Source organism: Qipengyuania pacifica (assembly GCF_019711555.1).
Taxonomy (GTDB): domain Bacteria; phylum Pseudomonadota; class Alphaproteobacteria; order Sphingomonadales; family Sphingomonadaceae; genus Qipengyuania; species Qipengyuania pacifica.
This window is the reverse complement of the sequence record NZ_JAIGNQ010000003.1, coordinates 255,547-281,728: the sequence shown is the minus strand read 5'-3', so window position 1 is coordinate 281,728 and position 26,182 is coordinate 255,547. Positions and strand designations below refer to the sequence as shown.

The window sequence follows — 26,182 nt, the reverse complement described above, 5'->3', positions numbered from 1 at the left end:
TGATGCAGGAATGGCCCCCCACCGAATTTGGACGCACGAGCCCTGCCCTGACGGACATATTCGGCTGAAGATGACTGAAAGAAATCCATATCCAAGCGCGTAACCGGTACGCTGCAAGTAGGAAAGATACAAAACGGGGCGACGAAATATCGCCGCCCCACATTAAATCGGCTTCGATTGAATAATTACATGCTGGAAGAACCCGGCGTGCGCGAACTGTCCCGGGCAGCCGAGAATTCGCCGTCGCTGAGGTAGCTGTCGCCATCTTCATCGAAGTAGAAAAATGTCTGTCCCGCTTCGTTGATCTGTGCTGTCGTAATGTATGGCTTGGTCTGATCGTTGGAGACAGGGGTATTAGGGTTGGAGGGTACAGCCCAGATCGCATATTCCGCAACCGACAGCTTCCCGTCCGAATTACGGTCAAGATAGGCAAAATCCATTTCCGAGCGCGGCGGTATCGGGTTCACGTTCGCATCATCGCTGGACTGCGACGCGTCCATAGAAGGACTGCTGTCATTTTCGCTCGCGCTGGCCATTTCCGCGTCGCGATTGGCGTCATATTCATCGCTCACAGCCTGGCGGTCCATGGCATCATATGCAGTCTGCTGATTTTCGGACAGTTCGCCGCCCACTGGCATCGCGTCATCTGCCATCATGCCCGTTTCGGTCGCCATTTCGGGTGTGTCGGTAACGGCCGTCTCATCAACGTCGTTATCCGCACAGGCGGAAAGGGCCAGGGCAGCACTGGTCAGGGCGAGAGTAGTGAGATTTTTCAAAACGTCCTCCTGTTCTAGAGCGTCGCAAAACGCGACGTCTTCACCTTCCCAACGGGACAGGAGGCTAATCGTTCATATTAAAGCAATATTCTGCCGAAGCGGTTTCAGACCGGGTCCTGAGCCGTGCCGCTCACCGTCCACGTCTGTCCCTTGCCGAGCAGCTTGGCGAGATTGGCTTCCTTGCCTTCGCTCGCCGCAGCCTTTTCGGCCATGGCGGCAGCTTCGAAGGTCGGACGTGGATCGTCATAGAGCACGCCGAGCGCCATCGGGAACGGACCGAACGGCATTTCGACCAGCATATGCGCGATCGAGCGATTGGTGACATCGTGCACGATCACCTTCGCCGCTTCCCAATCGCCATCAGTCACATCGACCACTTCGAGGCTGAGAGTGTCGTGGTTCAGGGCGATGCCCTTGGCGCCGCCTGCGAACAGCATGGGCTGGCCGTTTTCGAGCCAGAGCTGCTGATCTTCCGCGCCCTTGGGTGCAGCGAAGTCGTTGAACACATCCTTGTTGTAGACGATGCAGTTCTGGAAAATCTCGATAAACGCAGCGCCCTGATGAGCATGGGCCGCCTTAAGTACATCGGGAAGGTTCTTGGACACGTCGAACCCGCGCCCCACGAAGCGCGCACCCGCGCCGAGCGCAAAAGCGGCTGGACGTGCGGGATGATCGTAGCTGCCGATGGGGGTCGAAGGCGACTTGGTCCCTTCCCGGCTGGTGGGCGAAGCCTGGCCCTTGGTAAGACCATAGATTTCGTTATTGAACAGCATGATCTGCATGTTCACGTTTCTGCGAAGAACATGCATCAAGTGATTGCCGCCGATCGACAATCCATCTCCGTCACCGGTCACCAGCCAGATATCGAGATCCGGATTGGCCAGTTTCGCGCCCGTCGCAAAAGCGGGTGCACGGCCGTGGATGGTGTGGAAGCCGTAGCTCTCGACGTAATAGGGGAAACGGCTGGAGCAGCCGATGCCGGAAATGAACACGGTGTTCGCCGGGTCCGCGCCAAGTTGCGGCAATGTGCGCTGCACGGCCTTGAGGATCGCATAGTCCCCGCAACCCGGGCACCAGCGGACTTCCTGATCGGTTTCCCAATCCTTGAGCGTGGTTTCGATCTTTACAGGAGCGTTCATTCTGCGCCTCCATCGGGGCTCGGCAACTGGTCGTCATTGACCAGGACCTGACCGCCTTCATTATCCGGAATACCGTCGAAATATTTGCTAATCGCTTCTTCCAGTTCAGCGATCTGGAAAGGCTGGCCGCTGGTCTTGGTCAGCGGCGTAGCGTCGACAAGGAACTGATCGCGCAGGACCGTCTTGAACTGGCCGGTGTTCATTTCGGGCACGAGGATGTTGTCGTATTTCCGCAGCAGCTTGCCGGTGTTCGAAGGCATCGGCCAGATGTGGCGGACGTGGATGTGGCTGACGTCCATTCCCTTGCGGCGGCAATTGTCGACCGCGCGGCGGATCGGGCCGAAGGTCGAACCCCAGCCGACCACGGCCAGTTTGCCGCCGGCATCGTCGCCGTCCGGGCCGAGATTGACGCCTTGCGGGGCCAATTCCTTCGCAATCCCGTCGATCTTGTTCTTGCGCGCATCGGTCATGCGCTGGTGGTTGTCCGGCGAATAATCGATATTACCGGTCAGTTCGTGCTTCTCGATCCCGCCGATGCGATGCATCAGGCCGAGTGTGCCCGGCTTGACCCAGGGACGTGCACCCTTCCCGTCCCGTTTGTAGGGCAGGAAATTCTCGCCGTCGTTGGGCTGATCGAGGAATTCGACCGGGAACGGCGCGAAATCGGCCGGATCAGGCACCTTCCACGGTTCGGCGGCATTAGCGATGTAACCGTCGGTCAGCAGCATAACCGGGGTCATGTACTGCACCGCGATCCGGCAGGCCTCGATCGCGCATTCGAAAGCATCGCCCGGGCTGCTGGCGGCGATCACCGGCATCGGTGCATCGCCATTGCGGCCATAGACCGCCTGATAGAGATCGCTCTGCTCGGTCTTGGTCGGCAGGCCGGTGGACGGGCCGCCGCGCTGCGAATTGACGATGACCAGCGGCAGTTCAGTCATGATGGCAAGGCCCATCGCCTCGCCCTTGAGCGCGATGCCGGGACCTGACGAAGAGGTCACGCCGAGGCTGCCCGCATAGCTCGCGCCGATGGCGGCACAGATCGCGGCAATCTCGTCTTCCGCCTGGAAGGTGGTGACGTCGAACTCCTTGAGCCGCGCCAGATGATGCAGGATCGCAGAAGCAGGGGTGATCGGATAGCCGCCGAAGAACATCGGCAATTCGGCAAGCTGCGCGCCTGCGACGAGGCCGAGACTGACGGCCTCGGCACCGGTGACCGTCCGGTAGAGGCCGGGGTCGCTGGGCACAGGTTCGATATGAAGCTGTTTAAGCGGGCCGGACAGTTCCGCCGTTTCGCCATAGGCATGGCCCGCGTCGAGCGCGGCGATATTGGCGTCGGCAATATCGGGCTTGGACTTGAACTTGCCCCTCAGCCAGTCGTGGATCGGCTCGCGCGGGCGATCGAACATCCACAGCGCAAGGCCGAGCGTCCACATGTTCTTTGACCGCAGCGCATCCTTGTTGCCGAGGCCATAGGGCTTGACCGCCTCGATCGTCTTTTCGCTGATGTCGAAGGCGAGCACGTCGAACTTCGCCAAGCTGCCATCCTCCAGCGGATTGGCATCGTATTTCGCCTTGTCGAGGTTGCGCTTGGTAAAGGCACCGGTGTCGGCAATGATCAGCCCACCGGGCTTGAGCGCTGCGAGGTTCACCTTGAGCGCGGCGGGGTTCATCGCGACCAGCACATCGGGCGCATCGCCCGCGGTGTTGATTTCGCGGCTGCCGAAATTGATCTGGAATGCCGAAACCCCGAACAGCGTCCCTTGAGGAGCGCGGATTTCTGCCGGAAAATCGGGAAAGGTCGCCAGATCGTTGCCGGCCAGCGCAGTCGACAGAGTGAACTGCCCGCCGGTCAGCTGCATGCCATCGCCAGAGTCGCCGGCGAAGCGCACAACAACGCTTTCGGGGTTTGCGGGGAGGCCGTCCTGGGTCAGGTCGGCGTCATTCGGGGCGACTGTCGCCATCCGGATCTTCCTTGTCTGCACCGCCAGTTTGCGGTGCCGTTTCTTCTGGGATGCGCCACCTAGGCCCCACCCCATCCTCTCGCAATGAAGTTTCTCTGCTAGGCCAAAAAAGACGCATGGAAAAGCGCTGTGAACAGGCTAAGTCCCGAAACGCAACGCAAATGGGAGAGATACCGATGGCCGATACCGAACATTACGTCCGCGACGATGTGCGCGGGTTCCTCGACATGCTCGAACAAATGGGCGGAAAGGGCGTGGAAGAAGTCGGTGCCGACGAAGGCCGTGCCCAGATGCGCGCCATGAGCGCAGTAGCAGAAGCAGAACCGCGCGCGATGGCGGTCCAGAAGGATCTGACCTGCCCCGGACCTGCCGGCACGGTTCCCATCCGTTTCTACGACGTAAAGGCCGAACGAGGCCCCAGCCCTTGCGTGATTTTCATCCACGGTGGCGGCTTCGTGATCGGCGATCTGGACGTCTACAACGCGCTTTGCACCGAGATTTCGCATCATCTCGACCTGCCGGTGGTATCGGTCGATTATCGCCTTGCACCCGAACACGCCTTCCCCGCTGCGCCCGACGATTGCGAAGCGGTAGCACGCTGGGTCGCATCATCGCCGGACGAGCTGGAGCGCGACATTACCGGGTTGATAATTACCGGCGACAGCGCGGGCGGCAACCTGACGATCGTCACCACCAACCAGCTTATGCGCGATCCCGCGGCTGTTCCGGTGATCGTCCAGGCACCGATATACCCGGTGGCAAGCGACGTATCGAAGCATAAGAGCTTCTCGCTGTTTGCAGATGGCTTCCTGCTGACCGGCGCGGCGATGGCATGGTTCACCGACCAGTACAAAGGCGATGCGAACGACCCGCGTCACACCCCGATGGTAGGCGACTGTTCCAATACGCCGCCGACGGTTCTGTGTACCGCCGGGCTCGATCCGCTGCGCGATTCCGGCCGGGAATACGCCGCACACCTGGTGCAACTCGGCACGGAAGTGGTCTTTCTCGAGTTCCCCGGAATGATCCATGGCTTTACGACGCTGCGAAAAGCGATACCGAGCGGCCAGACCGATCTCGAGGCCTTCCTCGATGCCGTGAAATTGATGGTGGAGCGTTACAGGTGAGCGAACTCGGGTACCGACCCTGCGTGGGCGTGATGCTGGTGAATGGCGATGGCAAGGTATTCGTCGGCCGCCGCATCGACAACAAGGAAGGCGACTGGTGGCAAATGCCCCAGGGCGGCGTCGATGAGGGCGAAGACCTGAAGGATGCCGCCTTGCGCGAGCTGGGCGAAGAAACCGGCGCCAGGCCCGAGCACGTTACGATCCTGAAGGCGATGGATGAACCGATACGCTACGATCTGCCGGAAGAACTGATCGGCAAGCTGTGGGGCGGGAAATATCGCGGGCAGGAACAGGTCTGGTATTTTGCCCGCTTCACCGGCGCGGACGAAGATATCGACTTGGAAGCGCACGATCCGCCCGAATTCTGTGATTGGAAATGGGTCGAACCCGAGCAGCTCCCGGAGCTGATCGTTCCGTTCAAGAAACGCGTTTACCGCGCCGTGGTCGATGCCTTTCGCGAGCTGGTCTAGCTCAGTTCTGCTGCGTCGCCCCGTCTTCCGGCAGCACTACTTCAGCCGTCTGAACGCGCTTGGGCGGACCGGCGGCAATGCTGGCGGAAAGCTGTTCGGTTTCGGCGCAACTCTGGCCGCACATCGATTGGAGCTTGGCCAGATTGCCCTTGGCCTTTTCGACCGCGCCCTTTTCAACCATCGCCTCGCCTTCGCCCGCAAGGGCAGCGAGATTGCGCGGATCACGGTCTAGCGCTTCGCGGTAATAACGGATTGCCTTCCCCTGCAACTGGTCCGCACGCGCGGCTTCGGCGAGATGGAGGAGGATCGGCGTGTAACCGGGATCGACGGCGAGCGCGGCTTCATACGCATCGATCGCGCCCTGCACATCGTTCTGCGCGAGAGCTGCTTCCCCTTCCGCGATAAGCACCGCGGCGCGCTGAGCCGGTGCGCGTTGATCTGCCCAACCCACGCTCGAAGTTGCGGCGAGGGCCAGCGAAAGGGCAGCGGCGGCGGGTGCGAAACGCATGAGAGTCTCCAGCGGGGTATTCCGTCCAATGGGCGGCGTATCAGCCATAATTGGTATGGCTAACATGTTCATTCTGCACAGGCGATGAAAAAACCGTCGGTGCCATCATGAAACGGAGACAGGCGTATTCCTTTCCCGCGGGGGCGACCAAGAGGAAGAGGCAGCTCTTTCGCCCGAAGTTCGGAGTGGCGGCCAAGGAAGGCATCGAACTGCCCCGCCCCCTCTTCGTCCAGGAGGGAGCAAGTGACATACACGATCCGACCGCCAGGCTTGACGAGTTTCACCGCCAGATCGAGCAGGTAGGACTGGATGTCGGTAAGGCGGGCCAGTTCCTTTTCATCGAGACGCCAGCGGGCTTCGGGATTGCGCCGCCAGGTGCCGGTGCCCGAGCACGGCGCATCGATCAGGACCGCGTCCGCCTGCCCTGTGAAATCTGCAAAAGCGTCAAGTTCCTGCGCCGGATTTAGCAGGATCGTCTGAATGTTCGTCGCCCCGGCCCGCTCGGCGCGCGGGGCAAGGCGAGACAGGCGATTGCGGTCCGTATCCGAGGCGATGAGACGGCCCAGATTATCCATCGCAGCAGCGAGGGCGAGCGTTTTGCCGCCGCCGCCAGCGCACAGATCAATGACGGTTTCGCCCGGCTGCGCCGCGACCGCCATGCAGGCGAGTTGCGAACCCGTATCCTGTACTTCGATCGCACCATCGCGAAATGCCGACCACTGTTCCACCTGGGTACCCGGTTCCACCCGCAACCCGTTCGGCGCCGCGGTGGTACTGGCAGGTTCCGGAAGCTCCAGAGTGGCGCGATCGGCCTTGAGCGTATTGACCCTCAGATCGAGAGGCGCGCGTTCGAGCAGGGCATCTGTTTCCTGACCTGTCACATCGGATGCGGCCAAGCGCTGTTCGAGCCATTCGGGAGCAACCCCGCCCGGGGCTGCGCTTTCCCCGTCGCGAACGGCCGCGGGCCCGTAGTTCGATCCGTCGAATAGAGCCGGAATATTCTCGTCCACCTCGCCGAGGCGCAGCATAGCGGATCGCCCGCTTACCGGCATCGGGCCACAGGCGCGGATAGCGGCAAACACCAGTTCACGGATGGCACGGCGATCTTTCGATCCGGCGAACCGATTGTTGCGGAACCATTCCGCAAGGATGCGATCGGCCGGCGCGCCTTTGTTGCGCGCGGCTTCGATGATGCTGTCGAGCAGCTCGATCGAAGTCTGAACCCGTGCCGCGGGGGTCATGGCCTATCGCGTCGGATAGTTCGGCGCTTCCCGGGTGATGGCCACGTCGTGGACATGGCTCTCGGTCAGGCCAGCATTGGTAATGCGCACGAATTTTGCATTCTTGCGCAAGTCCTCGATCGAGGCGCTCCCGGTATAACCCATGGCCGCCTTTATTCCGCCGACGAGCTGGTGGATCACAGCGCTTGCAGAACCCTTGTAGGGCACCTGGCCTTCGATCCCTTCGGGTACCAGCTTCTGCTGGCTTACGTCCGCCTGGAAATAGCGATCGGCGCTGCCACGCGCCATCGCACCGACGCTGCCCATGCCGCGATAGCTCTTGTAACTGCGCCCCTGATAAATGAAGGTTTCGCCCGGGGCCTCTTCGGTTCCGGCGAGCATCGATCCGACCATGATCGTCGAAGCACCAGCGGCCAGCGCTTTCGCTGCATCGCCGCTGGTGCGCAGGCCACCATCGGCAATGGCAGGCACACCGAGCTTTTCGGCTTCTTCCACGCAATCCATGATCGCGGTCAGCTGGGGTACGCCAACACCGGCCACGACGCGCGTGGTGCAGATGGAGCCGGGGCCGATGCCCACCTTCACGGCATCGGCACCTGCGCCGGCAAGCACCTTGGCCGCTTCGCCCGTGGCAATATTGCCGGCAATGACCTGTACGCTGTTGGAAAGCTTCTTCACACGCTCGACCGAACGAGCGACATCGCGGTTATGCCCGTGGGCAGTGTCGATGACGACCACGTCCACTTCGGCATCGATCAGCGCTTCGGTCCGTTCGAAACCCTTGTCGCCAACAGTCGTGGCTGCGGCAACGCGTAGGCGCCCGGTCGCATCCTTGGTTGCATCGGGATAGGCCACGGCCTTCTCGATATCCTTGACTGTGATCAGACCAACGCAGCGCCCGTTATCGTCCACAACGAGCAGCTTTTCGATGCGCCGTTGATGAAGCAGCTTGCGCGCTTCTTCCTGGCTGGTGCCGAGCGGCACGGTAGCGAGGTTTTCGGTGGTCATCAGTTCGCTGACAGGCTGGCGCGGATTTTCCGCGAAACGAACGTCGCGATTGGTCAGTATTCCGACCAACTTGCCGCTGCGATCAGTGACAGGGATCCCGCTGATGCGATGCTTGGCCATGATTTCCTGAGCCTGCCCCAGCGTTGCATCCGGATGGATGGTGATGGGATTGACCACCATGCCGCTTTCATACCGCTTTACCGCGCGAACAGCTGCGGCCTGTTCATCGACCTCGAGATTGCGGTGAAGAACGCCGATCCCGCCCAATTGCGCCATGGCGATGGCCATGTCGGCTTCCGTCACCGTGTCCATCGCGGACGAGATGACGGGGATATTCAATGCGATTTCGCGCGTCAGCCACGTGGTCGTATTGGCCATGGATGGCAGGATCTCACTCTCCGCCGGTACAAGAAGTACGTCGTCGAAAGTAAGACCGAGGGGAATGTCGAGATGTGCCACGTAGAGAATCGCCTGCCGGAGGAAATGTGGCGGCCCATGTAACGACGGTTTGTTGCGGGCGCTAGTGGCTCAGGCGGAGTGGCACCCTGCCGAGCCGCTACGGCGATGCCAGTACAGGCGCCCCAGCACCAGCAAAGCTCCGACAGGGAATAGAAACCGGATCAACACTGGTTCCCAGCTTCCGTCACCAGTCGAGAAGGACACGGTCGGCAAGGCGATTCCAAAGAACCAGTACACTTCCTCTGGCGTCGACCAGACCGTTACCGCACCTCCAACCCCGACGAAGGCGAGAACCATCCACAACGGCTTCAGTGCGAGCCCGGGTTCGCGCAGCGCCAGCACCATTGCAGTCAGGCTGACCAAGAGGCACGCGAAAGCCGCGGCGAGAAAAGCGGTGAATGAAAAAGACACGATCTGTCAGTCCGCCGTCCAGCCGCCATCCACGCTCCAGTTGGCGCCGTTCACATTCTGCGCCTCGTCACGGCAAAGGAACACGGCCATCGCGCCGATTTCCGCCGGTTGAACGAATTTCTTGGTCGGCTGTTTGGCGAGGAGCACCTCGTTCATCACCTGCTCGCGTGTCATGCCGCGCGCCTTCATCGTGTCCGGAATCTGGTTCTCGACGAGCGGCGTCCAGACATAGCCGGGGCTGATGCAATTGGCCGTCACGCCGTGCTCCGCCACTTCCAGCGCCACTGTCTTGGTCAGGCCGTCCAGCCCGTGTTTGGCTGCAATATAGGCGCTCTTGAACGGGCTAGCGACCTTGGAGTGGGCGCTCGCCGTGTTGATGATACGGCCCCAGCCCTTCGCCTTCATCCCCGGGATTGCGAGGCGCGTGGTATGGAACGCGGCGGTCAGGTTCAGCGCGATGATCGTATCCCACTTTTCGACCGGGAAATCTTCCACCGGTGCAACATGCTGCATACCGGCATTGTTCACGAGGACGTCGACCCCGCCCGCTTCCTCCATCATCGCTTCGATCTGCGATACGTCGGTCAGGTCGGCTCCGCTGTGAGTTGCGCCCAGCTCGTCGCACAGTTTCGCGATCTCGCTATCGTCCCCGAAGCCGTTAAGTACGACGCTTGCGCCTTCGGCTGCGAGCGCCCGTGCAATCGCGAGGCCGATGCCGCTGGTCGACCCGGTGACGAGTGCGCGCTTACCATCGAGAAACATTTGAACCTCCGGCCGTTATAGGGAATATCGATTCAGGCCATCGCGCACATAGTGAGCGCTGTAAAGCCGACAGCACAGGGGGAACGGATGCGGCTCAATCCTTTCGATACCGGCAATATCAATGTCCGATCGAGCGGCGGAGGCATGCCCGGCGGCAAGGCGGGCGGTATCGGTTGCGGCACGATCATCATCGCGGCGCTGGGCTATTTCGTTTTCGGCCTGGATCCGATGCAGACTGCAGGAATGGTCGAGAGCGTGCAGCAAGGCCAGCAGCAGGCGGGGCCGGCCAATACCAATGAGCAGGAAGTCTGCACCAGCAGCGAGTATGCGACCGAAGCCTGTAATGCCCTGACATCGCTCAACACAACGTGGTCCCAGACCTTCCGTGATCAGGGGTACGATTTCCAAGAGCCTACGCTCGATCTGTTCGGCGGCGGCGGCGTCCGTACGAAAGGATGCGGAAATGCATCTTCGGCAGTCGGCCCGTTCTATTGCCCGGCAGACCAGACAATCTATATCGATACGAGCTTCTACGACACGCTGGAACGGCAGTTGGGCGCTGGCGGGGATTTTGCCCGCTATTACGTTCTCGCCCACGAATACGGCCACCATATCCAGACGATAACGGGCATTTCCGATCAAATGCGCAGCCTTCAGCAGCAGAACCCGCGCCGGGCGAACCAGCTTCAGGTGCTGATGGAATTGCAGGCAGATTGTTACGCGGGTGTATGGGCGGGGAAGAACCGCAACCTGATCGAACCCGGCGATATCGAAGAAGGCATGAACGCTGCGGCCGCCATCGGCGACGATCGGCTGACGGGCGGGCGGGTTTCGTCTGAAAATTTCACCCACGGCACCAGCAAGCAACGCAGCGACGCGCTGCGCATGGGACTGCAAGGCGATGACCGGGCCTGCGATCGCATCACGAACGTAGGCTGACCGCACTTCGAAAACCGAAAAGGGCGCGGCACAATGACCGCGCCCTTCGTATACGCGCCTGTGGCGACCTAGCGCGAAAGTCCGGAGATTTCGGCGTCGAGTTCACGCAGCGCTTCTGCGCGCTGACGATCGGAAAGGTTGCGATCGATGGCGAGTGCCTGCCGCGCAGCCTTCAGCGCCTTGAGTGCAATGCGATCGCCATATTCTTCGCAAACATACATGGTGGTGCGGCCCTGAGCGTCGGTGACCGATGTAACCGGCGCATCGTAACCGCGGCACTGGTTCACGACGCGCGGCGCCGAAGCACGGGCACGCGCAGCTACTGCGCGAGCCTGCACGCCTGCCGCGGTGGCCGATGCCATTGCGACCCGCATTTCGGAATTGGCGCGCGCTTCTGCTGCCCGCTCGCGAGCCAGCTCTGCGGCCTCAATCCGAAGTTCGCGCTGCTCGCTCAGGCGCTCCTGCAGCTCGCTGTTCCGCTCTGCACGGTCTGCTTCCAGTTCGGCCATTCGCGCTTCATGTTCTGCCATGCCTGCCTGGTGATCCGCTTCGTCGCCCGCGGTCATTTCGGACCATTCACTATCGCCGTAACGCACAGTCCGCCGCTCGGTCACATTGCCGTTGTCATCCACGCGCTCAATTCGAACCGTGCGATCGCCAGGTTCGGCTGCCGCAACCTCTTGCGGCGGCAGAGGCGCCGAAGGTGCAGTTGGCGAAAGCGGAGAAGCGGGAATCTGCGATTTGGTGGAGGGCGCAGCAATGGCTTCGGAATAGTAGACGCTGGCAGTCATCGGCAAAGCTACCAGCGCAGCCGCGACCGTGCCGCGTGCGACCAGGCGGCGCCGGCGCGAATGGTCCGTCATCGGCAGACTACGCAGGCGATGAATGATCGATTTGTCGCCGAGCACCGGACAGGCCATCGGTGCAGCCAGAGCGGGTCGCGGGGCAGGCCCTGAGCGGCGGGCATAGTCAGCGATAACCGCCGCATAGGCCGCCCGTTCGTCACGGCTGCGGCTGGCGACTACGCGGGCGTCGCAGAACGCTTCTTGGTCCCGGCGCATGGCCGTCCAGCCCATCCAGCCGAGCGGATTGAACCAGTGCATCGCAAACAGCGGCTGGATCAACATGTTTGCAAGTATGTCGTGTCCGCGATGGTGGGCCACTTCATGCGCGATAGCGAGATCGCGGACCTGCCGTTCGCGGCTGACCATGAAGCCGTCGGGAAGCGCTACGACTTTGTCTAACACGCCGAAAGCCATGGGACCTGAAATCGCAGGCGTTTCGATGAGGCGGATATTGTCCACCTCGCCCACCGGCCGCGCATCCACGAGCAGTTCCCGGCGCAATTCGCCGTAGAGCCAGAAGCGACGGCCCATGAAGATCGCCGCGCCGACCAGCCATACTATCACCAACGGAACCACGAAATCGATGGGAGAGCTCACCGGCATCGGCATCGCCGGCGCGACGAATTCGGTGTAGGAAAAGCCAACATCCGCACCGGGTGCAGAAACCAGCCCCGACCGGACAGGCTCTATCAGTGCCCCGCTCTCGGACGAGGCAGGCCGCATCCATGCCGGAAGGGTCACGGGAGGGAATAGCAGCCGCGCGAGTGGCAGAAACCAAAGGGCGTAGGCCGCGCCCGCGCCAAGGTGCTTTGCCACAGGGCGGCGCAAGAGCAGCGCCAGCGCGATGAGACCACCGGTCCATAACAGCGTGTCGAAAAGGAACAGTTCCCAATAATCGCGAACAAGCTCGGTCATTTGCGCATCTCCCTCAAGAGCGCCTCGATTTCGGCAAGATCGTCATCGGTCAGCGCTTCGCTTTCCGCTAGTTGCGCAAACAATGGAGCTGCACGGCCACCGAATAGTCGATCGACAAGGCGACGGCTTTCGCCTCCGACATAATCGGAGCGTTCGATCAGCGGGCGATAAAGAAATTTCCGTCCGTCGGGTTCTGTGCCGACAGCCTCTTTCTGAACCAGGCGACTAAGCAAAGTCTTAACCGTAGCGATCGACCAGTCGCGTTCGTCACAAATTGCGTCGCAGACGTCGGTCGCGGACACGGGGTTCTTGTCCCACAACACTTCCATAATGGCGTGCTCGGCATCGCTGATCCGCTCACCGGTAGCCTTGCGCCTGGACATTCCCTGCTCCCATTGGTTCGATTGCTAGCGAAGTTTATATCGACTTCGATTACGCATGTAAACACTCGATTCCGTGTGATCATCGGTCTGGAACCACCTTCCCCGCGGTGCGCTGGGGAGAATACTCGACCAATAGGAAACCGGACCCGATGAACGACGACGATCGAAATGCCATTCTTGCCGCGCCGCAACTCCGCCTCGTCGGAAGTGTCGACGAGGCCATGTATGCCGAATTCCGCGATCAGCTGAGCGCAGCACCGAAGGAAGGCCTGCTCGTGATTGCGCTCACCACCTTGGGCGGAAATCCGGAAATCGCGAGAACGATGGCCGACGACGTTCGCCTCCTCCGCAATGCCGGTCGGACGATCTATTTCCTCGGAAAATCCGCTGTCTATTCCGCGGGCGCGACATTCATGGCCGGATTTCCCGTAGAATGCCGCTACATGACCGAAGATTCCTCGCTCCTTCTGCACGAGCGCCAGATTGCGAAGACGATCCAGCTGAACGGGCCGCTGAAAAGCTGCATTGCTCAGCTCAAAGCAGCGTTGAATGAAATCGAACATTCGATCGCCATCGAGGAACAGGGTTTCCGCGCGATCGTGGACGGGGCCGACGTCGAGTTCGAGGAGGTCCGCGACAAGGCGCCGGACAATTGGTACATCGGATGCAAGGAAGCCGCGGAGCGCGGCCTTATTGCGGGTGTGATCTGAAAGGCCACCATGTCATGCTGACGGCACGATCCGTCGATTCGCCCTTGCCGCCGCCGCTTTGCTGATTACCTCTCCGGTTTTCGCCCAAAGCGAGCCGGAGGTACAAAGCCGTGAGTATGCCACGCAACTCGTCCTGATCGAGACCACGATGGGCGACATTACGGTATCGATCGAGACCGAGCGAGCGCCGGTCACCGCGGCAAACTTCCTCCGCTATGTGGACGAGGATCGGTTCGGCGGCACGCATTTCTACCGCGCCATGCACCTCGATTGGGGTGAACCTCCCAACGGCTTGTTGCAGGGAGGCACGCAGATGGACCCTGATCGCGTCCTCGATCCGATCGCACATGAGCCGACCAGCCAGACGGGACTGAGCCACACGAATGGCGCACTATCCATGGCGCGCTACGATCCCGGGACGGCCACGGGCGACTTCTCGATCATGATAAAGGACCAGACGGGTCTCGATGCCGATCCCACCTCCTCCGATCCCAATCTTCAGCTGGGCTTCGCCGTCTTCGGTTATGTTGTAGACGGTATGGATGTCGTGCAGGCGATCCATGCGTTGCCGCCCGACCCAGAAAAGGGAGAGGGCTGGATGAAGGGGCAATTGTTGGCAGAGCCTGTCGAAATCGTGGATATGCGCCGCGTAGAAGCCACCCAGCCCGACTAGCACACCTCCGCGGTGTTTACCGGAGGCGGCCCGGGAGGGACTCGGGCGGGATGCATGTAGAATGGGTCTGACCCAAGTTCCTGGCTGTCCCCGTAAGCTTCGGACAGGACCGCATAGAGCTGCGGATCGTAGTCGGCCAGATCGCGAGCGTTCAGTATCCGGCGTCCATCGAAGGCCTGGAGACGGTTCGAATTGAACCAGAACTGCGTTCCTTCCGCCCAATACTCCTGCATCGTCGTGGTGGTGTATTCCTCAAACCACAGGTCGTTTGCCAAGGCATTTGCGTAGGCTTCCGTGACCCTTTCATAAAGGCCCGGATCTGCACCCTCGATCGCGAACAGTACATTGTGGGCAAATTCGTGAACGAAGATCGTCTCGCCCCAATAGCGGCTTATCGGCAGGCCCAAGACGTCCTCTTCGGACCCGACCATGCGTTCACCCCCGATTCCCCGCGCCCGTTCGTCCCAATATTCCCTGTCGGTTTTCGAGCCGATCCGTTCGTCGTAATGCTTCAGTTCGCATCGCGTCAGGCGCGGATCGTCACGGGCCGGCTTGGTCCAGTCCGCATTTTCCGGCAAATCAAGCAGCGCTTCGTCGCGGGAAATGAGCGCGATGCGATAATCGTTGGAAACGAGCCATGCCGCGAGATCGGGCCGGTGAGCGAGCATGCCGCGGACCATGTCGCGTGCCGCGAACAGTGCCGCGTCCGGGACACGGGCGGAGGAGAGGATAGGTATGCCCGCCGCGTCCACGTGCTTGCGGTAGAAAGGATCCGCCGCAAGCCGCGCGGGCGGCGCGCCTGCGATCGTTGCGCAGGCCGTCAGCAGCGCCGCAGAAACGATAGTGGCGAGAATCCGCATTGCCACGCCTAATCGTCGGGACGTTCCTGAGAAAGTCGGCTCATCAGAATGGCTGTGCGCTGTGCCTGACGAATGATGGAGCGCAGTTCGATCGTCTCACCTTCCGCGTGGCTTCCGGTGCCGGCCGGTCCCATTCCCGCTAGCCCATCGGTGTAAGGTGCAACGAAGCTGATATCGGCGGCCCCGCGAAGCGAAGGGGGATAAGGTTGCATCGCTTCGCGACCCAAATCTGCGTTGATCAGATTGAGCTTGTCCAGCAACGCACGGTTACCATCGGTCGGGGCCATCGGGGGGTAGCGAAAATCGATGGCAATCTGCGCTTGGGTTCCTGGGAGGTGGTCGGCAACGATAGCACGCATTCTCTCGGCGACACGCTCGTTCTGTTCCTGCGTCAAAGCGCGCAGATCACCGCGGGCGATCGCAGTCGAGGGAATGATGTTCGTCTTGCCGCTGGTGGTGGCAGAAAGGCCGTCGTCGGATAAATGCGCCGGTGTCCCGCCGGCCATAAAGCCTACATTGTAGGTCAGATCTTCCTCGGCCAGCTCCCTGCGAAACGTATCGAGAATACGGGCCATTTCATAAATCGCGCCATAGCCTGCGTACTCCGAGAAAATCCCCGAACTGTGGCCGCTTCTCGCGCTGGTGGTCAGCGTCCAGCCACCGGATGATCGCCGCGCAATGACGCCCATGTCCTTGCCGTCGCGGATCGACAAGCCTTCGAAGCCGAGCGCTACATCAGACCATTTTCCCGCTTCGACCAGATCCTTGCGCGCCGCTTCGAGCGGTTCACCGGCATCTTCCTCGTCCCCTGTCAGCGCGACGACGATATTGGCATCGTCGAGTGTGCCGGCCTGTTTCATAGCGCGAAGAGCGGCAATGATTACGACGATCCCGCCCTTGTCGTCCATAATGCCGGGGCCGACCGCAGTGTCACCCTCGCGAACGAAGCCGGTGAACGGAGAATCGGGCTCGAACACGGTATCCAGATGCCCGATAAGCAGCATTTTGGTGGTGCCTGCCGCACCATCATGGCGCGCAAAGAGATGCCCCGCTCGCCCGTTGGCCGATTGGTCGATCCATTCGGTCGTGACGCCAAGCGCTTCGAACTCCGGGATGAGCGCATCGGCAACAGCCTTCACCCCCGCATGATTATGCGAACCCGAATTGATCAAGGTTATCTTTTCGAGCAGCGCCACATCGCTTTCGAACCCGTCCTCGACGGTTGCAACGATGGCTTGCTCTGCGGGCTGGAGTTGCGCGGCAGCGGGGGCGGCGGCGAACGCCGCGACACCCGCGGCGAATGCGACCACCCTCGCCCGCATCAATAAACCCGCTTTTTCGGTTCGATATACTTCACGTCGTCAGTCAGCGTGTATTCGTGGACCGGACGGTAGTCGATCTTCACGCCGCCGCCATTGCCGCCCCAGCCGTCGAACCAGGCAATGGTGTGCTTCATCCATTCGGCATCGTTGCGATCGGGGTAGTCTTCGTGAGCGTGCGCGCCGCGGCTTTCCTTGCGGTTCTCCGCACTCGCCATGGTCACGTTCGCCTGTGCCATGAGATTGTCGAGTTCGAGCGTTTCGATCAGATCGCTGTTCCAGATCAGCGAGCGGTCGAAGACCTTCACGTCTTCCATCCGCTTGTTGATCGCCGTCAGTTCCTCGACGCCTTCAGCCAGGAGCTTGCTGTCGCGGAAAACGGCCGCGTGGCGAGTCATCGACTTCTGCATATCCGAACGCAGCTTGGCGGTCGGGGTGCTGCCATCGGCATAACGGAAATGGTCGAGACGAGACAGGGCGAGATCGGCACTGTCGTTCGGCAGTTCGTCGTGGCTTGTACCCGGCTTGATCAGTTCCTTCAGGCGATGGCCAGTAGCACGCCCAAAGACGACGAGATCGATCAGCGAGTTCGAGCCGAGCCGGTTGGCGCCGTGCACCGACACGCAGGCTGCTTCGCCCACTGCAAACAGACCGGGGACGATCTTCTCGGGATCGCTGGTATCGCCCGCCATTACTTCGCCGTGGAAGTTACAGGGAATGCCGCCCATGTTGTAATGGACGGTGGGCGTAACCGGCAGCGGTTCGCGGGTCAGATCGACACCGGCGAAGATCTTTCCGCTTTCGGTAATGCCAGGCAGGCGCTGGGCCAAGACGGTCGGATCGATATGGTCGAGATGGAGGAAAATGTGGTCCTTTTCCGGGCCCACACCGCGGCCTTCACGCATTTCGAGCGCCATCGAACGGCTGACGACGTCGCGCGAGGCCAGATCCTTCGCGCTCGGGGCGTAGCGTTCCATGAACCGCTCACCTTCGGAGTTGGTCAGATAACCGCCCTCCCCGCGTGCGCCTTCGGTGATCAGTACGCCGGCACCGTAAATACCTGTGGGATGGAATTGTACGAATTCCATATCCTGCAAGGGCAAGCCAGCGCGAAGCACCATGCCGCCACCGTCACCGGTGCACGTGTGCGCGGAGGTCGCAGTAAAATAGCAGCGGCCATAACCACCGGTTGCCAAAACCACGGCTTTCGAACGGAAGCGATGGATCGTCCCGTCGTCGAGGCACATGGCGATCACGCCAACGCAGACGCCATCTTTCATGATCAGGTCGAGCGCGAAATATTCGATGAAGAAATCCGCGTCGTACTTCAGGCTCTGCTGATAGAGCGCGTGCAACATGGCGTGACCGGTGCGGTCGGCCGCAGCGCAGGTGCGCTGCACCGGCGGGCCTTCGCCCATGTTCTGCATGTGCCCGCCGAAGGGGCGCTGATAGATCGTGCCGTCGTCGTTACGACTGAAGGGCACACCAGCGTGCTCCAGCTCGTAAACCGCCTGCGGTGCTTCGCGGACCATGTATTCGATCGCGTCCTGATCGCCGAGCCAGTCGGAACCCTTGACGGTATCGTACATGTGCCACTGCCAGTGGTCGGGCGTGTTGTTGCCCAGGCTGGCGGCGATGCCGCCTTGCGCGGCAACCGTGTGCGAACGCGTCGGGAAGACCTTGGTGATGTTCGCGGTCTTGAGGCCACTTTCGGCTGCACCCATGGTGGCGCGCAAGCCCGAACCGCCCGCCCCCACGACGACCACGTCATACGTGTGATCGGTGATCGGATATTCGCGTCCGTTGATGCTGAAAGTCTGATTGAAAGCCATCAGGCGGCTCCTCCAAGGGCGAGGCGTGCTATCGAAACAAGACCGAACGCGCCGCCGCCGATGGTTGCAAAGTTGAGAAGGGCGAGGACGCCGAACTTGGTTCCGGCGTCGTGGACATAGTCTTCGATCAGCACCTGCAAGCCGATGCGTGCGTGCCAGAAGACCGAGATGATGAGCAGCGCCAGTGCCGTGGCGGGCAGCGTCTGCGATGCCCAGCCCGTTACGGTGGCGAAGCTGTAATTCGGCAGCAGCGCGAGGCTGACCGCCAGAAACAGTGCGAGGACCAGATTGCCGATCGCGGTGAAGCGCTGCAGCAGCCAGTGATGCGCGCCTTCGTGTGCCGAGCCCAGCCCGCGCACGCGTCCGATGGAGGTTCCGTTACCCATGGGGCTTACCCTTTAACGAAGCAGAATGAGGGCCCAGAAGCCCGCCGTGAGAAGAATGCCGAGCAGCGGCGCGAGAATGGACCACGTCTTGTTCGTGCCGAGTTCGTAACCGGCACCGATGTCCATGACGAAATGGCGAAGGCCGCTCATCATGTGGGAAAAGAAAGCCCAGCTAAGGCCGACCAGCACGACCATACCCAATGGCGAGCCCATGACCGTCTGGAAGGTCGCGTACGCATCCGGACCGGCTGCCATTGCGCCCAGCCACCAGAGCAGGACGGCCAGGCCGACCAGGGCGAGACCATCGCCGGTTACGCGATGGAGGATGGAGATCGCCATGTGGGGTCCCCATTTCCAGATTTGCAGATGTGGTGCGATCGGGCGGTTGGCCATCATTCTCGTCCGGTTGGATAATTTGAAGGCCTTCCCTTAGCGAAGCTGACGCGTGGCGCAAGGATGGCAATGCGGCTTTCCCTTCGATACAGCGGCGTAATGACTACCATCCTCCTTACAGGTTCCTCCCGCGGCATCGGCGCCGCTGCCAAGGCATCGCTCGAAGCACGCGGTGCGAAGGTTATCGGTCAGGCGACGTCGAGCAAGGCTGTCGACACCGTCCCTGCAGATTTCTGCGAGCCGGGTGCTCCGCACGAATTGTGGGAGGCCGCGCTCGCCAGGACTGGCGGCGATATCGACGTCCTGATCAACAATGCTGGTCTTTTCGATCCGAACCCGCTCGATCGTTCGGACATCGAATGGCTCGACGCATGGGAGGACACCATGCGGATCAACCTGACCGCTTCGGCTCAATTGAGCCGGTTTGCAGTCAGGCACTGGCAGGAACGCGGCTTTCCCGGCCGCATCGTTCACGTCGCGAGCCGAGCGGGCCATCGCGGAGATTCGCCTGCCCACTGGCATTACGCCGCGAGCAAGGGGGGGATGCTGGCCATGCACAAGACCATCGCCCGCCAATATGCACATCAGGGCATCCTCAGCTTTGCCATCACGCCCGGATTTACGGATACTGCAATGGCGGGCGATTACCTCGAAAGCCGAGGCGGTGCAGGCCTTCTTGCCGATATTCCTCTTGGCCGGGTAGCCGAACCCGAAGAAATGGCGCGGATCATAACATTTTGCGCGCTTGATGCTCCTGCGAGCATGACAGGGGCAACACTGGACGCCAACGGAGCCAGTTATGTTCGCTAGATTGCTATCAATGCTGTTGCTTGCCGGATGTGCTGCGACCACCCCGCCCGATACCGTGTCGATGCCAAGCCTGGCGGCGGCCAACCTCTCGGGCGCCTCGTTTCATGAAAGCTGCGAAGACTGGGACGAGTGGGATAAGGCGGCCCCGCCCTTCCGAATTCTCGGCGATAGCTGGTACGTCGGCACTTGCGGGATTGCCGCAATCCTTGTTGCGAGCCCTCAAGGCCATGTTCTCATCGATAGCGGTACCGAGGCAGGTGGCGAACTGATCCTCGCAAATCTGCGTCGGATCGGCGTGGATCCTGAAGATGTTCGGTACATCCTCGCCAGCCACGAACATTTCGATCATGTCGGTGGGCATGCAATTCTCGCCAAGGCGACCGGTGCGCAGATTATCGCCTCGCCCCTCGCAGGTCCGGTTCTCGAAAGCGGGATGGTTTCGGATGAGGACCCACAGGCGGATGCCGATCATCCGGCTATGGCGCCTGTGAAAGTCGCCCGCATCATCCAGGATGGAGAGACCCTCACGCTGGGCGACATTGCCATTACCGCCCACGCCACCCCGGGCCACACACCTGGAGCCATGAGTTACACCTGGACCGCCTGCGCCTCCGATGACGAGCCGCCCGCCTGTCGTCGCATTGCCTATGTCGATAGCCTTTCACCCGTATCGGCGGACAGTTACCGCTTCAGCGACCACCCGCAGACCATTGCCGCTTTCCGCACGAGTATTTCCAAAGTGTCTCAATTGCCTTGCGACGAATTGCTGACACCCCATCCCTCGGCCAGCAGCCTGATCGAGAAATTGCGCGACGGCACGCTCGGATCGCCGGGTCAATGTCAGCGTTATGCTGCTGCTCTCACTTCCGCACTGGACAAGCGCCTCAGCAAGGAACGTGCAGGTGGCTGATAGCTGGAAGATCGTTGCGGAAGTTTCCAAGGATGTCGCCAGGGCGGCATTGGTCGCGCACGAAGACGCGATCGACTGGCCGCCTGAATGGATCGTCACCGGCATGGAAGTGGCAGATGATCGCCCTGAAAAATGGACGGTCGAGGTCTATCTGGAACATAAGCCGAAGAAGGCTGAGCTCAGACGCGTCGCCGCCTTGTTCGATAGCGATGCACCAACCCTGACAGTCGAGAAGGTGCCCGAAGCCGACTGGGTGACCGAAAGCCAGAAAGGCGTCGAGCCGATCCGCGCGGGCCGCTTCCATGTCCGCACGCCTGATCATCCCGCCGATGCGGGTATGGTGGATTTCGCCATTCCTGCCAGCCAGGCCTTCGGCACCGGGCAGCACCAGACCACCGCGGGCTGCCTCGCCATGCTCGACCTGATGAAGCGCGAAGGCGTGGTCGCCCGCAACCATGCCGATATCGGTACCGGCACTGGGTTGCTGGCCTTTGCTGCCATGCATCTCTGGCCAAGCGCAACCGCCACCGCATCGGATATCGATCCGGTCTGCGCGGGCGTCGTGCGCGACAACATGGCGATGAACGGCATTGTCGAAGGCGACCGCGCAGGCGAGCTGATCATGGTCATCGCCGACGGAATGGACGACCCGCTGCTCAAACTGCGCGGCCCGTACGACCTGTTCATTGCCAATATCCTTGCCGGACCGCTGGTCGAACTGGCGCCGTCCTTCGCTTCCGCCGTCACTCCAGGTGGCAATCTGCTGCTCGCAGGGTTGCTCGAAACGCAGGAAACACGCGTGCGGACCGCCTATCGCAAACTCGGATTTCGTCTTGGTCGCCGGTTGGTGAATGGTGACTGGTCGATCTTGTGGCTGCGCAAAAGTCGCCACCGGTGAAGCGCGCTGCGCGAGTCGGCGCGTGGGCACTAGCCGTGCTCATCACCCTGTTCGTGCTGTTTCTTCTGGCTGCATGGATCGGCAGCGCCATTCCACGAAATTCGGGCTGGACCGAACCCGATAGCGGTATCGAAATCATGATCGAAACCAACGGTGTTCACACCGCAATCGTCATGCCGCTCGTCACACCGCAAAAGGACTGGCGAGCGGATTTTCCAGCCGGCGATGTGGACGATTCCCAGCGCCCCTATACGCATGTCTCGGTGAGTTGGGGGGAACGCGAGGTATTCCTCAACACGCCGACCTGGGCCGACATCACCGTGTCCACCGCCATAGGGGCGATCATCAGCGGCGACAGTCTGCTGCATGTCGCCCATTATGTGCGCCCGGCCCCCGGCGCGGATCTGCGTCCGCTTGTTATTTCTCCAAGACAGTATGCCCGGCTCGTCGCCGCCGTCGAACGCCAGATCGTACCATCCGACAAGCGCACCATGTATCACGGGTATTTCGGGAATGACGTTTTTTACGACGCGCCCGGCACTTATCACCTCGGCAACACCTGCAACCAGTGGACCAGCGACACCTTGGCCACCGCCGGTATTCGCGTGGGCCTATGGACGCCGCTCGAAGGTGGCGTCATGAAATGGATACCCGAACCGTTGCAGGCCGGTTCGCGGTAGCAATTGGTTCAGGCAGTCCCGTCTTCTTCTGACATACGCCTATCCACATCTCGATCCTCGGCGATTGTCGTATCGTAGTTCACCACCGCGCGCACGACCTCCTGCATCATCGCCATGCGTTCCGGAATGGACACCCGCGTGCGGGCGATCATAACAGCAATGGCATAGGTCCGCCCGTCAGGCGATGTGAACAGCCCGATGTCGTTATATCCGGACTGCTCCCCGTCATAGACTTGACCCGTCCCGGTCTTGTGGCGGACGATCCAGTCTTGCGGTGCACCGGCCTTGAGGCGTTGAGGGCCGCTCTTCGTGCGCGACATCGTGGCCAGAAGCAGTGCTGTAGACGGGCCGGAAAGTAGCTTTCCCTCGTGCAGGCGGCCCAGCGCCTCGACGATGACAACCGGCGGGGCACCATCGATCGGATCGGCAAGATAGGCCTCGAACGCATTGCTGCGCCTCTGGTCCGGCACCTGGTCGCGCGCATCGAAAAAGGCAGCTCCCTTCGAATAGGCTTGCGTCCACGTCAGCCCCGCAATGCCGCTCTGCTTCGTCCGTTCGTCGGTACCGAAACGGATGCTGGACAGTCCATGATCGTCGAGGAACTTCTGCACCACATCCGGCCCGCCGACGCGGCGCAGGATGCGGTCGTTGGCAGTATTGTCACTATGGGTGATGGCCCGTTCGCTCAGATCGGCATAATCGGTCGTAAAACTACCCCGCCGGCGAACGATGTCGCGGATCGGCTGGTGGAAGACGGTCAGGTCCGGATCACGGATTTCGACCTTCTCGGTCAATTCGAGCTGCCCCGCATCGACCTCGCCGAGAGCAGTCAGCGTGACCCAGAGCTTGCTCACGCTCTGCTGAGGGAAAAGCTGAAGGCCGTTGAAATGAAGCGTCCTGCGTGCAGCAATGTCGCGCACGGCAATGCCTACATGGCCGGGAAATGTACCACCGATACGGCTGATTTCTCGGTCCAGTTTGCGCTGTTCAGGTGTCATCGGGGCCGGTTGGACCTCGTCTGCCGCCTGTTCGACCAGCGGATCGCCATCGACTTCCGGATGGCTGCGCGGTGTCCACACCAGGATCAGCGCCAGTAGCATGACGGGAACGGCGAAGATGATAAACCGGAAAGATGCGCTCACCCCGGTTCAACGCAGTGCTGACAGCTTGTTCCTGAATCAGCGATTTAACGCTTCCTCCAGCGTTATCAGTGCCTCCGTAGCAAAAGCTTCCATGTTGGCGATCCGGTCGTCCCTTCCGGTTTCGATTACCCGCGCAAGCTCGAAACCATCCGGCCCCGCCACTGCGGAACAGCTCCTCCCGGCCGGCGCGCCGCTTGGGTGGTTCGATCCGCCGACCGAACCGCTTTCGGCCAGGCCCCACTCTGCTCCGAAATTGTCCCGAATGGCGCGCGCCTGAAGCAGAGCGTAGCCCTCGCTCGTCCCGCGCATTCCGTCATAGGCATCACGCGGAAGATCGAAGAGCACATCGCGCGCGCGAAAGGAATACACCACCCCGCCCCCGACGAAGAAATCGAGCGCCCCCGGAACGGTGAGTATCGACGCAGCGATCAACCCGCCTGTTGCGCCATCGGCGACCGCGATTTTCTCGCCACGTTTGCGCAGCAGTCCAGCTATGCGGAGCACCCGAGGCTGGATAGCTGCCAGCACCTACTCGGCCGCCTTGACGATGTCGGCCCACGCCGCCTCGTCGATCACTTCGATACCAAGGTCAGCGGCCTTTTTGAGCTTACTGCCCGCGCCCGGGCCAGCCACGAGCAGGTCGGTCTTTGCACTGACCGATCCGCTGGCCTTGGCTCCAAGACGTTCGGCCTGTGCCTTTGCCTCATCCCGGCTCATGGTTTCCAGTTTCCCGGTAAAGACAACCGTCTTGCCGTTGACCGGACTATCCCGGGTTTCGACGACATAGCGAGGCGGCGCTACTTGCGAGAGTATATCTTCCCACACCGCCTTGTTATGATCTTCATGGAAAAAATCGCCGAGCGCCTCGACAACCGCACTGCCGATACCATCGATGGAAACGAGCGAAGCCAGCGCGTCCTCATCACCCGCATGAGCCTTCTCCGCCGTGCTGCGCAGCGCGGGCAATTCGTGAAAGTTCTTCATCAGATCGCGCGCGGTCACCGACCCGACGTGGCGAATTCCCAGTCCAAACAACAGGCGCGCGGCATCGGGCTCCCTGCGGGCTTCCACAGAAGCCAACAGGTTGTCCACAGACCGCTCCTTCCAGCCGTCGAGCGCTAGAATATCGGCGCGGCGGTCTTTCAGCCGGAAGATGTCGGCCGGGCTTTCCAGCCAGCCAAGTGCAAAGAACTGATCGATCGTCTTTTCGCCCAGCCCGTCGATGTCGAGCGCCCCACGACTGACAAAGTGTTTCAATCTTTCCGTACGTTGCGCAGGACAGATAAGGCCGCCGGTGCAGCGCACGTCGACTTCACCTTCTTCCGCCACCGCCTCGCTGCCACACTCGGGGCAGCGGTCGGGAAATTTGAACGGTGTGCGCTTTTCGTCCCGGGTCAGATTATCCACAAGCTGTGGAATAACGTCGCCTGCACGCTGCACGACCACGCGGTCGCCGGGACGTACGCCGAGGCGTTCGATCTCGTCGCGATTGTGAAGCGTGACATTGGTAACCGTCACGCCGCCAACCAATACCGGCGCAAGACGCCCGACCGGTGTCAGCTTGCCCGTGCGTCCGACCTGGATATCGATGTTTTCCAGCGTGGTCTCCGCCCGTTCGGCAGGAAACTTATGTGCCAGCGCCCAGCGCGGGGCTTTCGCAACAAAGCCAAGCCGCTGCTGGTAATCTAGCCGGTCCACCTTGTAGACGACGCCATCGATTTCATACGGAAGTTCAGGTCGCGCTTCGCCGATGGCATCATAACTGCCCAGTAGTCCTTGCGTATCCTCCACGCGGCGAAACAGCGCAGATACCGGGAAACCCCATTCGCGTAACGCGTCGACCACTTGCTGTTGCGTCGCTCCCGGCACAGCGGACGCTGCGCCCCATCCATGCGCCCAGAACTTCAGCGGGCGCTTTGCCGTCACGGTAGCATCCTTTTGCCGTAGCGAGCCGGCCGCGGCATTCCGCGGGTTGGCGAAAAGCTTGCCGCCTGCTTCTTCCTGCGCCGCATTGAGGGCAAGGAAATCGGCCTTCGCCATGTAGACTTCGCCCCGCACCTCGAAGACGTCGGGTACTTCGCCGGCAATCGATTGGGGAATGTCTGGAATGAAGGCCACATTGGGAGTCACATCTTCCCCCACCTGACCGTCGCCGCGGGTGGCCGCGCGAACCAGAACGCCTTTCTCATAACGGAGCGAGCATGACAGACCGTCGATCTTGTCCTCCGCCGTGAACGCCAGCGGCGCGTCGTCCGCAAGCGACAGGAATCGACGAACGCGCGCGACCCAGTCTTCAACCTCTTCAGCACTGAAGGCATTATCGAGGCTCATCATGCGAACCTCATGTTTTACTTTGGAAAGCGGCGAGGAAGCGATGGCATGGCCGACCTTTCGGCTCGGAGAATCCTCCCGCACCAACTGCGGAAATACTGCCTCCAGTTCGGCATTGCGCCGCACCAGCGCATCGTATTCCTGATCGGTTATCTCAGGCGCGTCCTCGGCATGGTAGAGGCGATCATGATGCGCAATCTGCTTGGCCAGCCGCATCAACTCGTTTGCGGCATCGGCCTCGGTGAGGTCTGGCGTCATCAGAAAACATACTCATCTTGAAAAAGGCAGGCC

27 protein-coding genes are annotated in these 26,182 nt (G+C 61.2%); 9 read left to right on the top strand and 18 right to left on the bottom strand.

Features of this window, described 5'->3' with window-relative positions; translation table 11 throughout:
• Window positions 1-185 precede the first annotated feature (185 nt).
• From K3177_RS11085 to K3177_RS11075, 3 genes are all read right to left on the bottom strand, one after another.
• Window positions 186-776, bottom strand: a complete 591-nt coding sequence (locus tag K3177_RS11085; protein WP_221598306.1) for a hypothetical protein — start codon at window positions 774-776, stop codon at window positions 186-188.
• A gap of 104 nt (window positions 777-880) precedes the next feature.
• The gene (locus K3177_RS11080; RefSeq protein WP_221598305.1) at window positions 881-1,915 is read right to left on the bottom strand and encodes a 2-oxoacid:ferredoxin oxidoreductase subunit beta; all 1,035 of its coding nucleotides are present in this window, start codon (window positions 1,913-1,915) and stop codon (window positions 881-883) included.
• Window positions 1,912-3,879, bottom strand: a complete 1,968-nt coding sequence (locus K3177_RS11075; protein WP_221598304.1) for a 2-oxoacid:acceptor oxidoreductase subunit alpha — start codon at window positions 3,877-3,879, stop codon at window positions 1,912-1,914. Before K3177_RS11075 ends, K3177_RS11080 begins: the two co-directional genes overlap by 4 nt.
• Window positions 3,880-4,055: 176 nt before the next feature.
• On the opposite strand from K3177_RS11075, the gene K3177_RS11070 reads away from it, so the two are divergent.
• Both K3177_RS11070 and K3177_RS11065 read left to right on the top strand, forming a co-directional pair.
• On the top strand, window positions 4,056-5,006 hold the full coding sequence (locus K3177_RS11070; protein WP_196846014.1) for an alpha/beta hydrolase: 951 nt from the start codon (window positions 4,056-4,058) through the stop codon (window positions 5,004-5,006).
• On the top strand, window positions 5,003-5,476 hold the full coding sequence (locus tag K3177_RS11065; RefSeq protein ID WP_103023696.1) for an RNA pyrophosphohydrolase: 474 nt from the start codon (window positions 5,003-5,005) through the stop codon (window positions 5,474-5,476). Before K3177_RS11070 ends, K3177_RS11065 begins: the two co-directional genes overlap by 4 nt.
• Before the next feature lies 1 nt (window position 5,477).
• On the opposite strand, the gene K3177_RS11060 is transcribed toward K3177_RS11065, so the two are convergent.
• From K3177_RS11060 to K3177_RS11040, 5 genes are all read right to left on the bottom strand, one after another.
• Window positions 5,478-5,984: a tetratricopeptide repeat protein gene (locus K3177_RS11060; protein ID WP_221598303.1), complete on the bottom strand. Its 507-nt coding sequence runs from the start codon at window positions 5,982-5,984 to the stop codon at window positions 5,478-5,480.
• A gap of 68 nt (window positions 5,985-6,052) precedes the next feature.
• The gene (locus K3177_RS11055; RefSeq protein ID WP_221598302.1) at window positions 6,053-7,225 is read right to left on the bottom strand and encodes an RsmB/NOP family class I SAM-dependent RNA methyltransferase; all 1,173 of its coding nucleotides are present in this window, start codon (window positions 7,223-7,225) and stop codon (window positions 6,053-6,055) included.
• 3 nt (window positions 7,226-7,228) lie between these two features.
• Window positions 7,229-8,692, bottom strand: a complete 1,464-nt coding sequence (gene guaB, locus K3177_RS11050; protein ID WP_221598301.1) for an IMP dehydrogenase — start codon at window positions 8,690-8,692, stop codon at window positions 7,229-7,231.
• 69 nt (window positions 8,693-8,761) lie between these two features.
• Window positions 8,762-9,103, bottom strand: a complete 342-nt coding sequence (locus tag K3177_RS11045; protein WP_221598300.1) for a hypothetical protein — start codon at window positions 9,101-9,103, stop codon at window positions 8,762-8,764.
• 6 nt (window positions 9,104-9,109) lie between these two features.
• Window positions 9,110-9,865 carry a 3-hydroxybutyrate dehydrogenase gene (locus K3177_RS11040; RefSeq protein WP_221598299.1) on the bottom strand — a complete coding sequence of 252 codons (756 nt, stop codon included), beginning with the start codon at window positions 9,863-9,865 and terminating at the stop codon, window positions 9,110-9,112.
• Between the two features lie 87 nt (window positions 9,866-9,952).
• Between K3177_RS11040 and ypfJ the strand changes: the two genes are divergently transcribed.
• Window positions 9,953-10,804 carry a KPN_02809 family neutral zinc metallopeptidase gene (gene ypfJ / locus K3177_RS11035; RefSeq protein ID WP_221598298.1) on the top strand — a complete coding sequence of 284 codons (852 nt, stop codon included), beginning with the start codon at window positions 9,953-9,955 and terminating at the stop codon, window positions 10,802-10,804.
• A 68-nt stretch (window positions 10,805-10,872) separates the two neighbouring features.
• Here ypfJ and K3177_RS11030 read toward each other — a convergent pair whose 3' ends face one another.
• Window positions 10,873-12,564 carry a M56 family metallopeptidase gene (locus tag K3177_RS11030; protein WP_221598297.1) on the bottom strand — a complete coding sequence of 564 codons (1,692 nt, stop codon included), beginning with the start codon at window positions 12,562-12,564 and terminating at the stop codon, window positions 10,873-10,875.
• Window positions 12,561-12,947, bottom strand: coding sequence for a BlaI/MecI/CopY family transcriptional regulator (locus K3177_RS11025; RefSeq protein ID WP_221598296.1), 387 nt, complete (start codon window positions 12,945-12,947; stop codon window positions 12,561-12,563). Before K3177_RS11025 ends, K3177_RS11030 begins: the two co-directional genes overlap by 4 nt.
• Window positions 12,948-13,096: 149 nt before the next feature.
• On the opposite strand from K3177_RS11025, the gene K3177_RS11020 reads away from it, so the two are divergent.
• On the top strand, window positions 13,097-13,657 hold the full coding sequence (locus K3177_RS11020; protein ID WP_103023687.1) for an ATP-dependent Clp protease proteolytic subunit: 561 nt from the start codon (window positions 13,097-13,099) through the stop codon (window positions 13,655-13,657).
• A gap of 58 nt (window positions 13,658-13,715) precedes the next feature.
• On the top strand, window positions 13,716-14,330 hold the full coding sequence (locus K3177_RS11015) for a peptidylprolyl isomerase (RefSeq protein ID WP_247714429.1): 615 nt from the start codon (window positions 13,716-13,718) through the stop codon (window positions 14,328-14,330).
• Here the strand turns inward: K3177_RS11015 and K3177_RS11010 are convergent.
• Genes K3177_RS11010 through sdhC form a run of 5 tightly spaced genes read right to left on the bottom strand, consistent with a single transcriptional unit; the run spans window position 14,327 to window position 19,120 of the window.
• Window positions 14,327-15,190: a glycoside hydrolase gene (locus tag K3177_RS11010; RefSeq protein ID WP_221598295.1), complete on the bottom strand. Its 864-nt coding sequence runs from the start codon at window positions 15,188-15,190 to the stop codon at window positions 14,327-14,329. The two genes, K3177_RS11015 and K3177_RS11010, sit on opposite strands and share 4 nt — an antisense overlap.
• 8 nt (window positions 15,191-15,198) lie before the next feature.
• Window positions 15,199-16,512: a M20/M25/M40 family metallo-hydrolase gene (locus tag K3177_RS11005; RefSeq protein ID WP_221598294.1), complete on the bottom strand. Its 1,314-nt coding sequence runs from the start codon at window positions 16,510-16,512 to the stop codon at window positions 15,199-15,201.
• On the bottom strand, window positions 16,512-18,341 hold the full coding sequence (gene sdhA / locus K3177_RS11000) for a succinate dehydrogenase flavoprotein subunit (RefSeq protein WP_221598293.1): 1,830 nt from the start codon (window positions 18,339-18,341) through the stop codon (window positions 16,512-16,514). The genes K3177_RS11005 and sdhA overlap by 1 nt, the downstream gene beginning before the upstream one ends.
• On the bottom strand, window positions 18,341-18,727 hold the full coding sequence (sdhD, locus tag K3177_RS10995; RefSeq protein WP_196846000.1) for a succinate dehydrogenase, hydrophobic membrane anchor protein: 387 nt from the start codon (window positions 18,725-18,727) through the stop codon (window positions 18,341-18,343). The genes sdhA and sdhD overlap by 1 nt, the downstream gene beginning before the upstream one ends.
• Window positions 18,728-18,739: 12 nt before the next feature.
• Window positions 18,740-19,120 (bottom strand): succinate dehydrogenase, cytochrome b556 subunit, encoded by a 381-nt coding sequence (sdhC, locus tag K3177_RS10990; RefSeq protein WP_221598292.1) that lies wholly within the window; start codon window positions 19,118-19,120, stop codon window positions 18,740-18,742.
• Window positions 19,121-19,219: 99 nt separating this feature from the next.
• Here sdhC and K3177_RS10985 point away from each other — a divergent pair, with 99 nt between their 5' ends.
• The 4 genes from K3177_RS10985 to K3177_RS10970 all read left to right on the top strand — a co-directional run bounded on the left by K3177_RS10985 (window position 19,220) and on the right by K3177_RS10970 (window position 22,418).
• Window positions 19,220-19,930, top strand: a complete 711-nt coding sequence (locus K3177_RS10985) for an SDR family NAD(P)-dependent oxidoreductase (protein WP_221598291.1) — start codon at window positions 19,220-19,222, stop codon at window positions 19,928-19,930.
• A 61-nt stretch (window positions 19,931-19,991) separates the two neighbouring features.
• Window positions 19,992-20,840, top strand: coding sequence for a subclass B3 metallo-beta-lactamase (gene bla / locus K3177_RS10980; RefSeq protein ID WP_247714459.1), 849 nt, complete (start codon window positions 19,992-19,994; stop codon window positions 20,838-20,840).
• Window positions 20,833-21,738: a 50S ribosomal protein L11 methyltransferase gene (locus tag K3177_RS10975; RefSeq protein WP_345725392.1), complete on the top strand. Its 906-nt coding sequence runs from the start codon at window positions 20,833-20,835 to the stop codon at window positions 21,736-21,738. Before bla ends, K3177_RS10975 begins: the two co-directional genes overlap by 8 nt.
• Window positions 21,735-22,418 carry a DUF2459 domain-containing protein gene (locus K3177_RS10970; protein ID WP_345725391.1) on the top strand — a complete coding sequence of 228 codons (684 nt, stop codon included), beginning with the start codon at window positions 21,735-21,737 and terminating at the stop codon, window positions 22,416-22,418. The genes K3177_RS10975 and K3177_RS10970 overlap by 4 nt, the downstream gene beginning before the upstream one ends.
• An 8-nt stretch (window positions 22,419-22,426) precedes the next feature.
• Here K3177_RS10970 and K3177_RS10965 read toward each other — a convergent pair whose 3' ends face one another.
• Genes K3177_RS10965 through ligA form a run of 3 tightly spaced genes read right to left on the bottom strand, consistent with a single transcriptional unit; the run spans window position 22,427 to window position 26,149 of the window.
• Window positions 22,427-23,560 carry a serine hydrolase gene (locus K3177_RS10965; RefSeq protein WP_345725390.1) on the bottom strand — a complete coding sequence of 378 codons (1,134 nt, stop codon included), beginning with the start codon at window positions 23,558-23,560 and terminating at the stop codon, window positions 22,427-22,429.
• Between the two features lie 36 nt (window positions 23,561-23,596).
• The gene (locus K3177_RS10960; protein ID WP_221598288.1) at window positions 23,597-24,088 is read right to left on the bottom strand and encodes a CinA family protein; all 492 of its coding nucleotides are present in this window, start codon (window positions 24,086-24,088) and stop codon (window positions 23,597-23,599) included.
• Window positions 24,089-26,149 carry an NAD-dependent DNA ligase LigA gene (gene ligA / locus K3177_RS10955; RefSeq protein ID WP_221598287.1) on the bottom strand — a complete coding sequence of 687 codons (2,061 nt, stop codon included), beginning with the start codon at window positions 26,147-26,149 and terminating at the stop codon, window positions 24,089-24,091.
• Window positions 26,150-26,182: the final 33 nt, after the last annotated feature.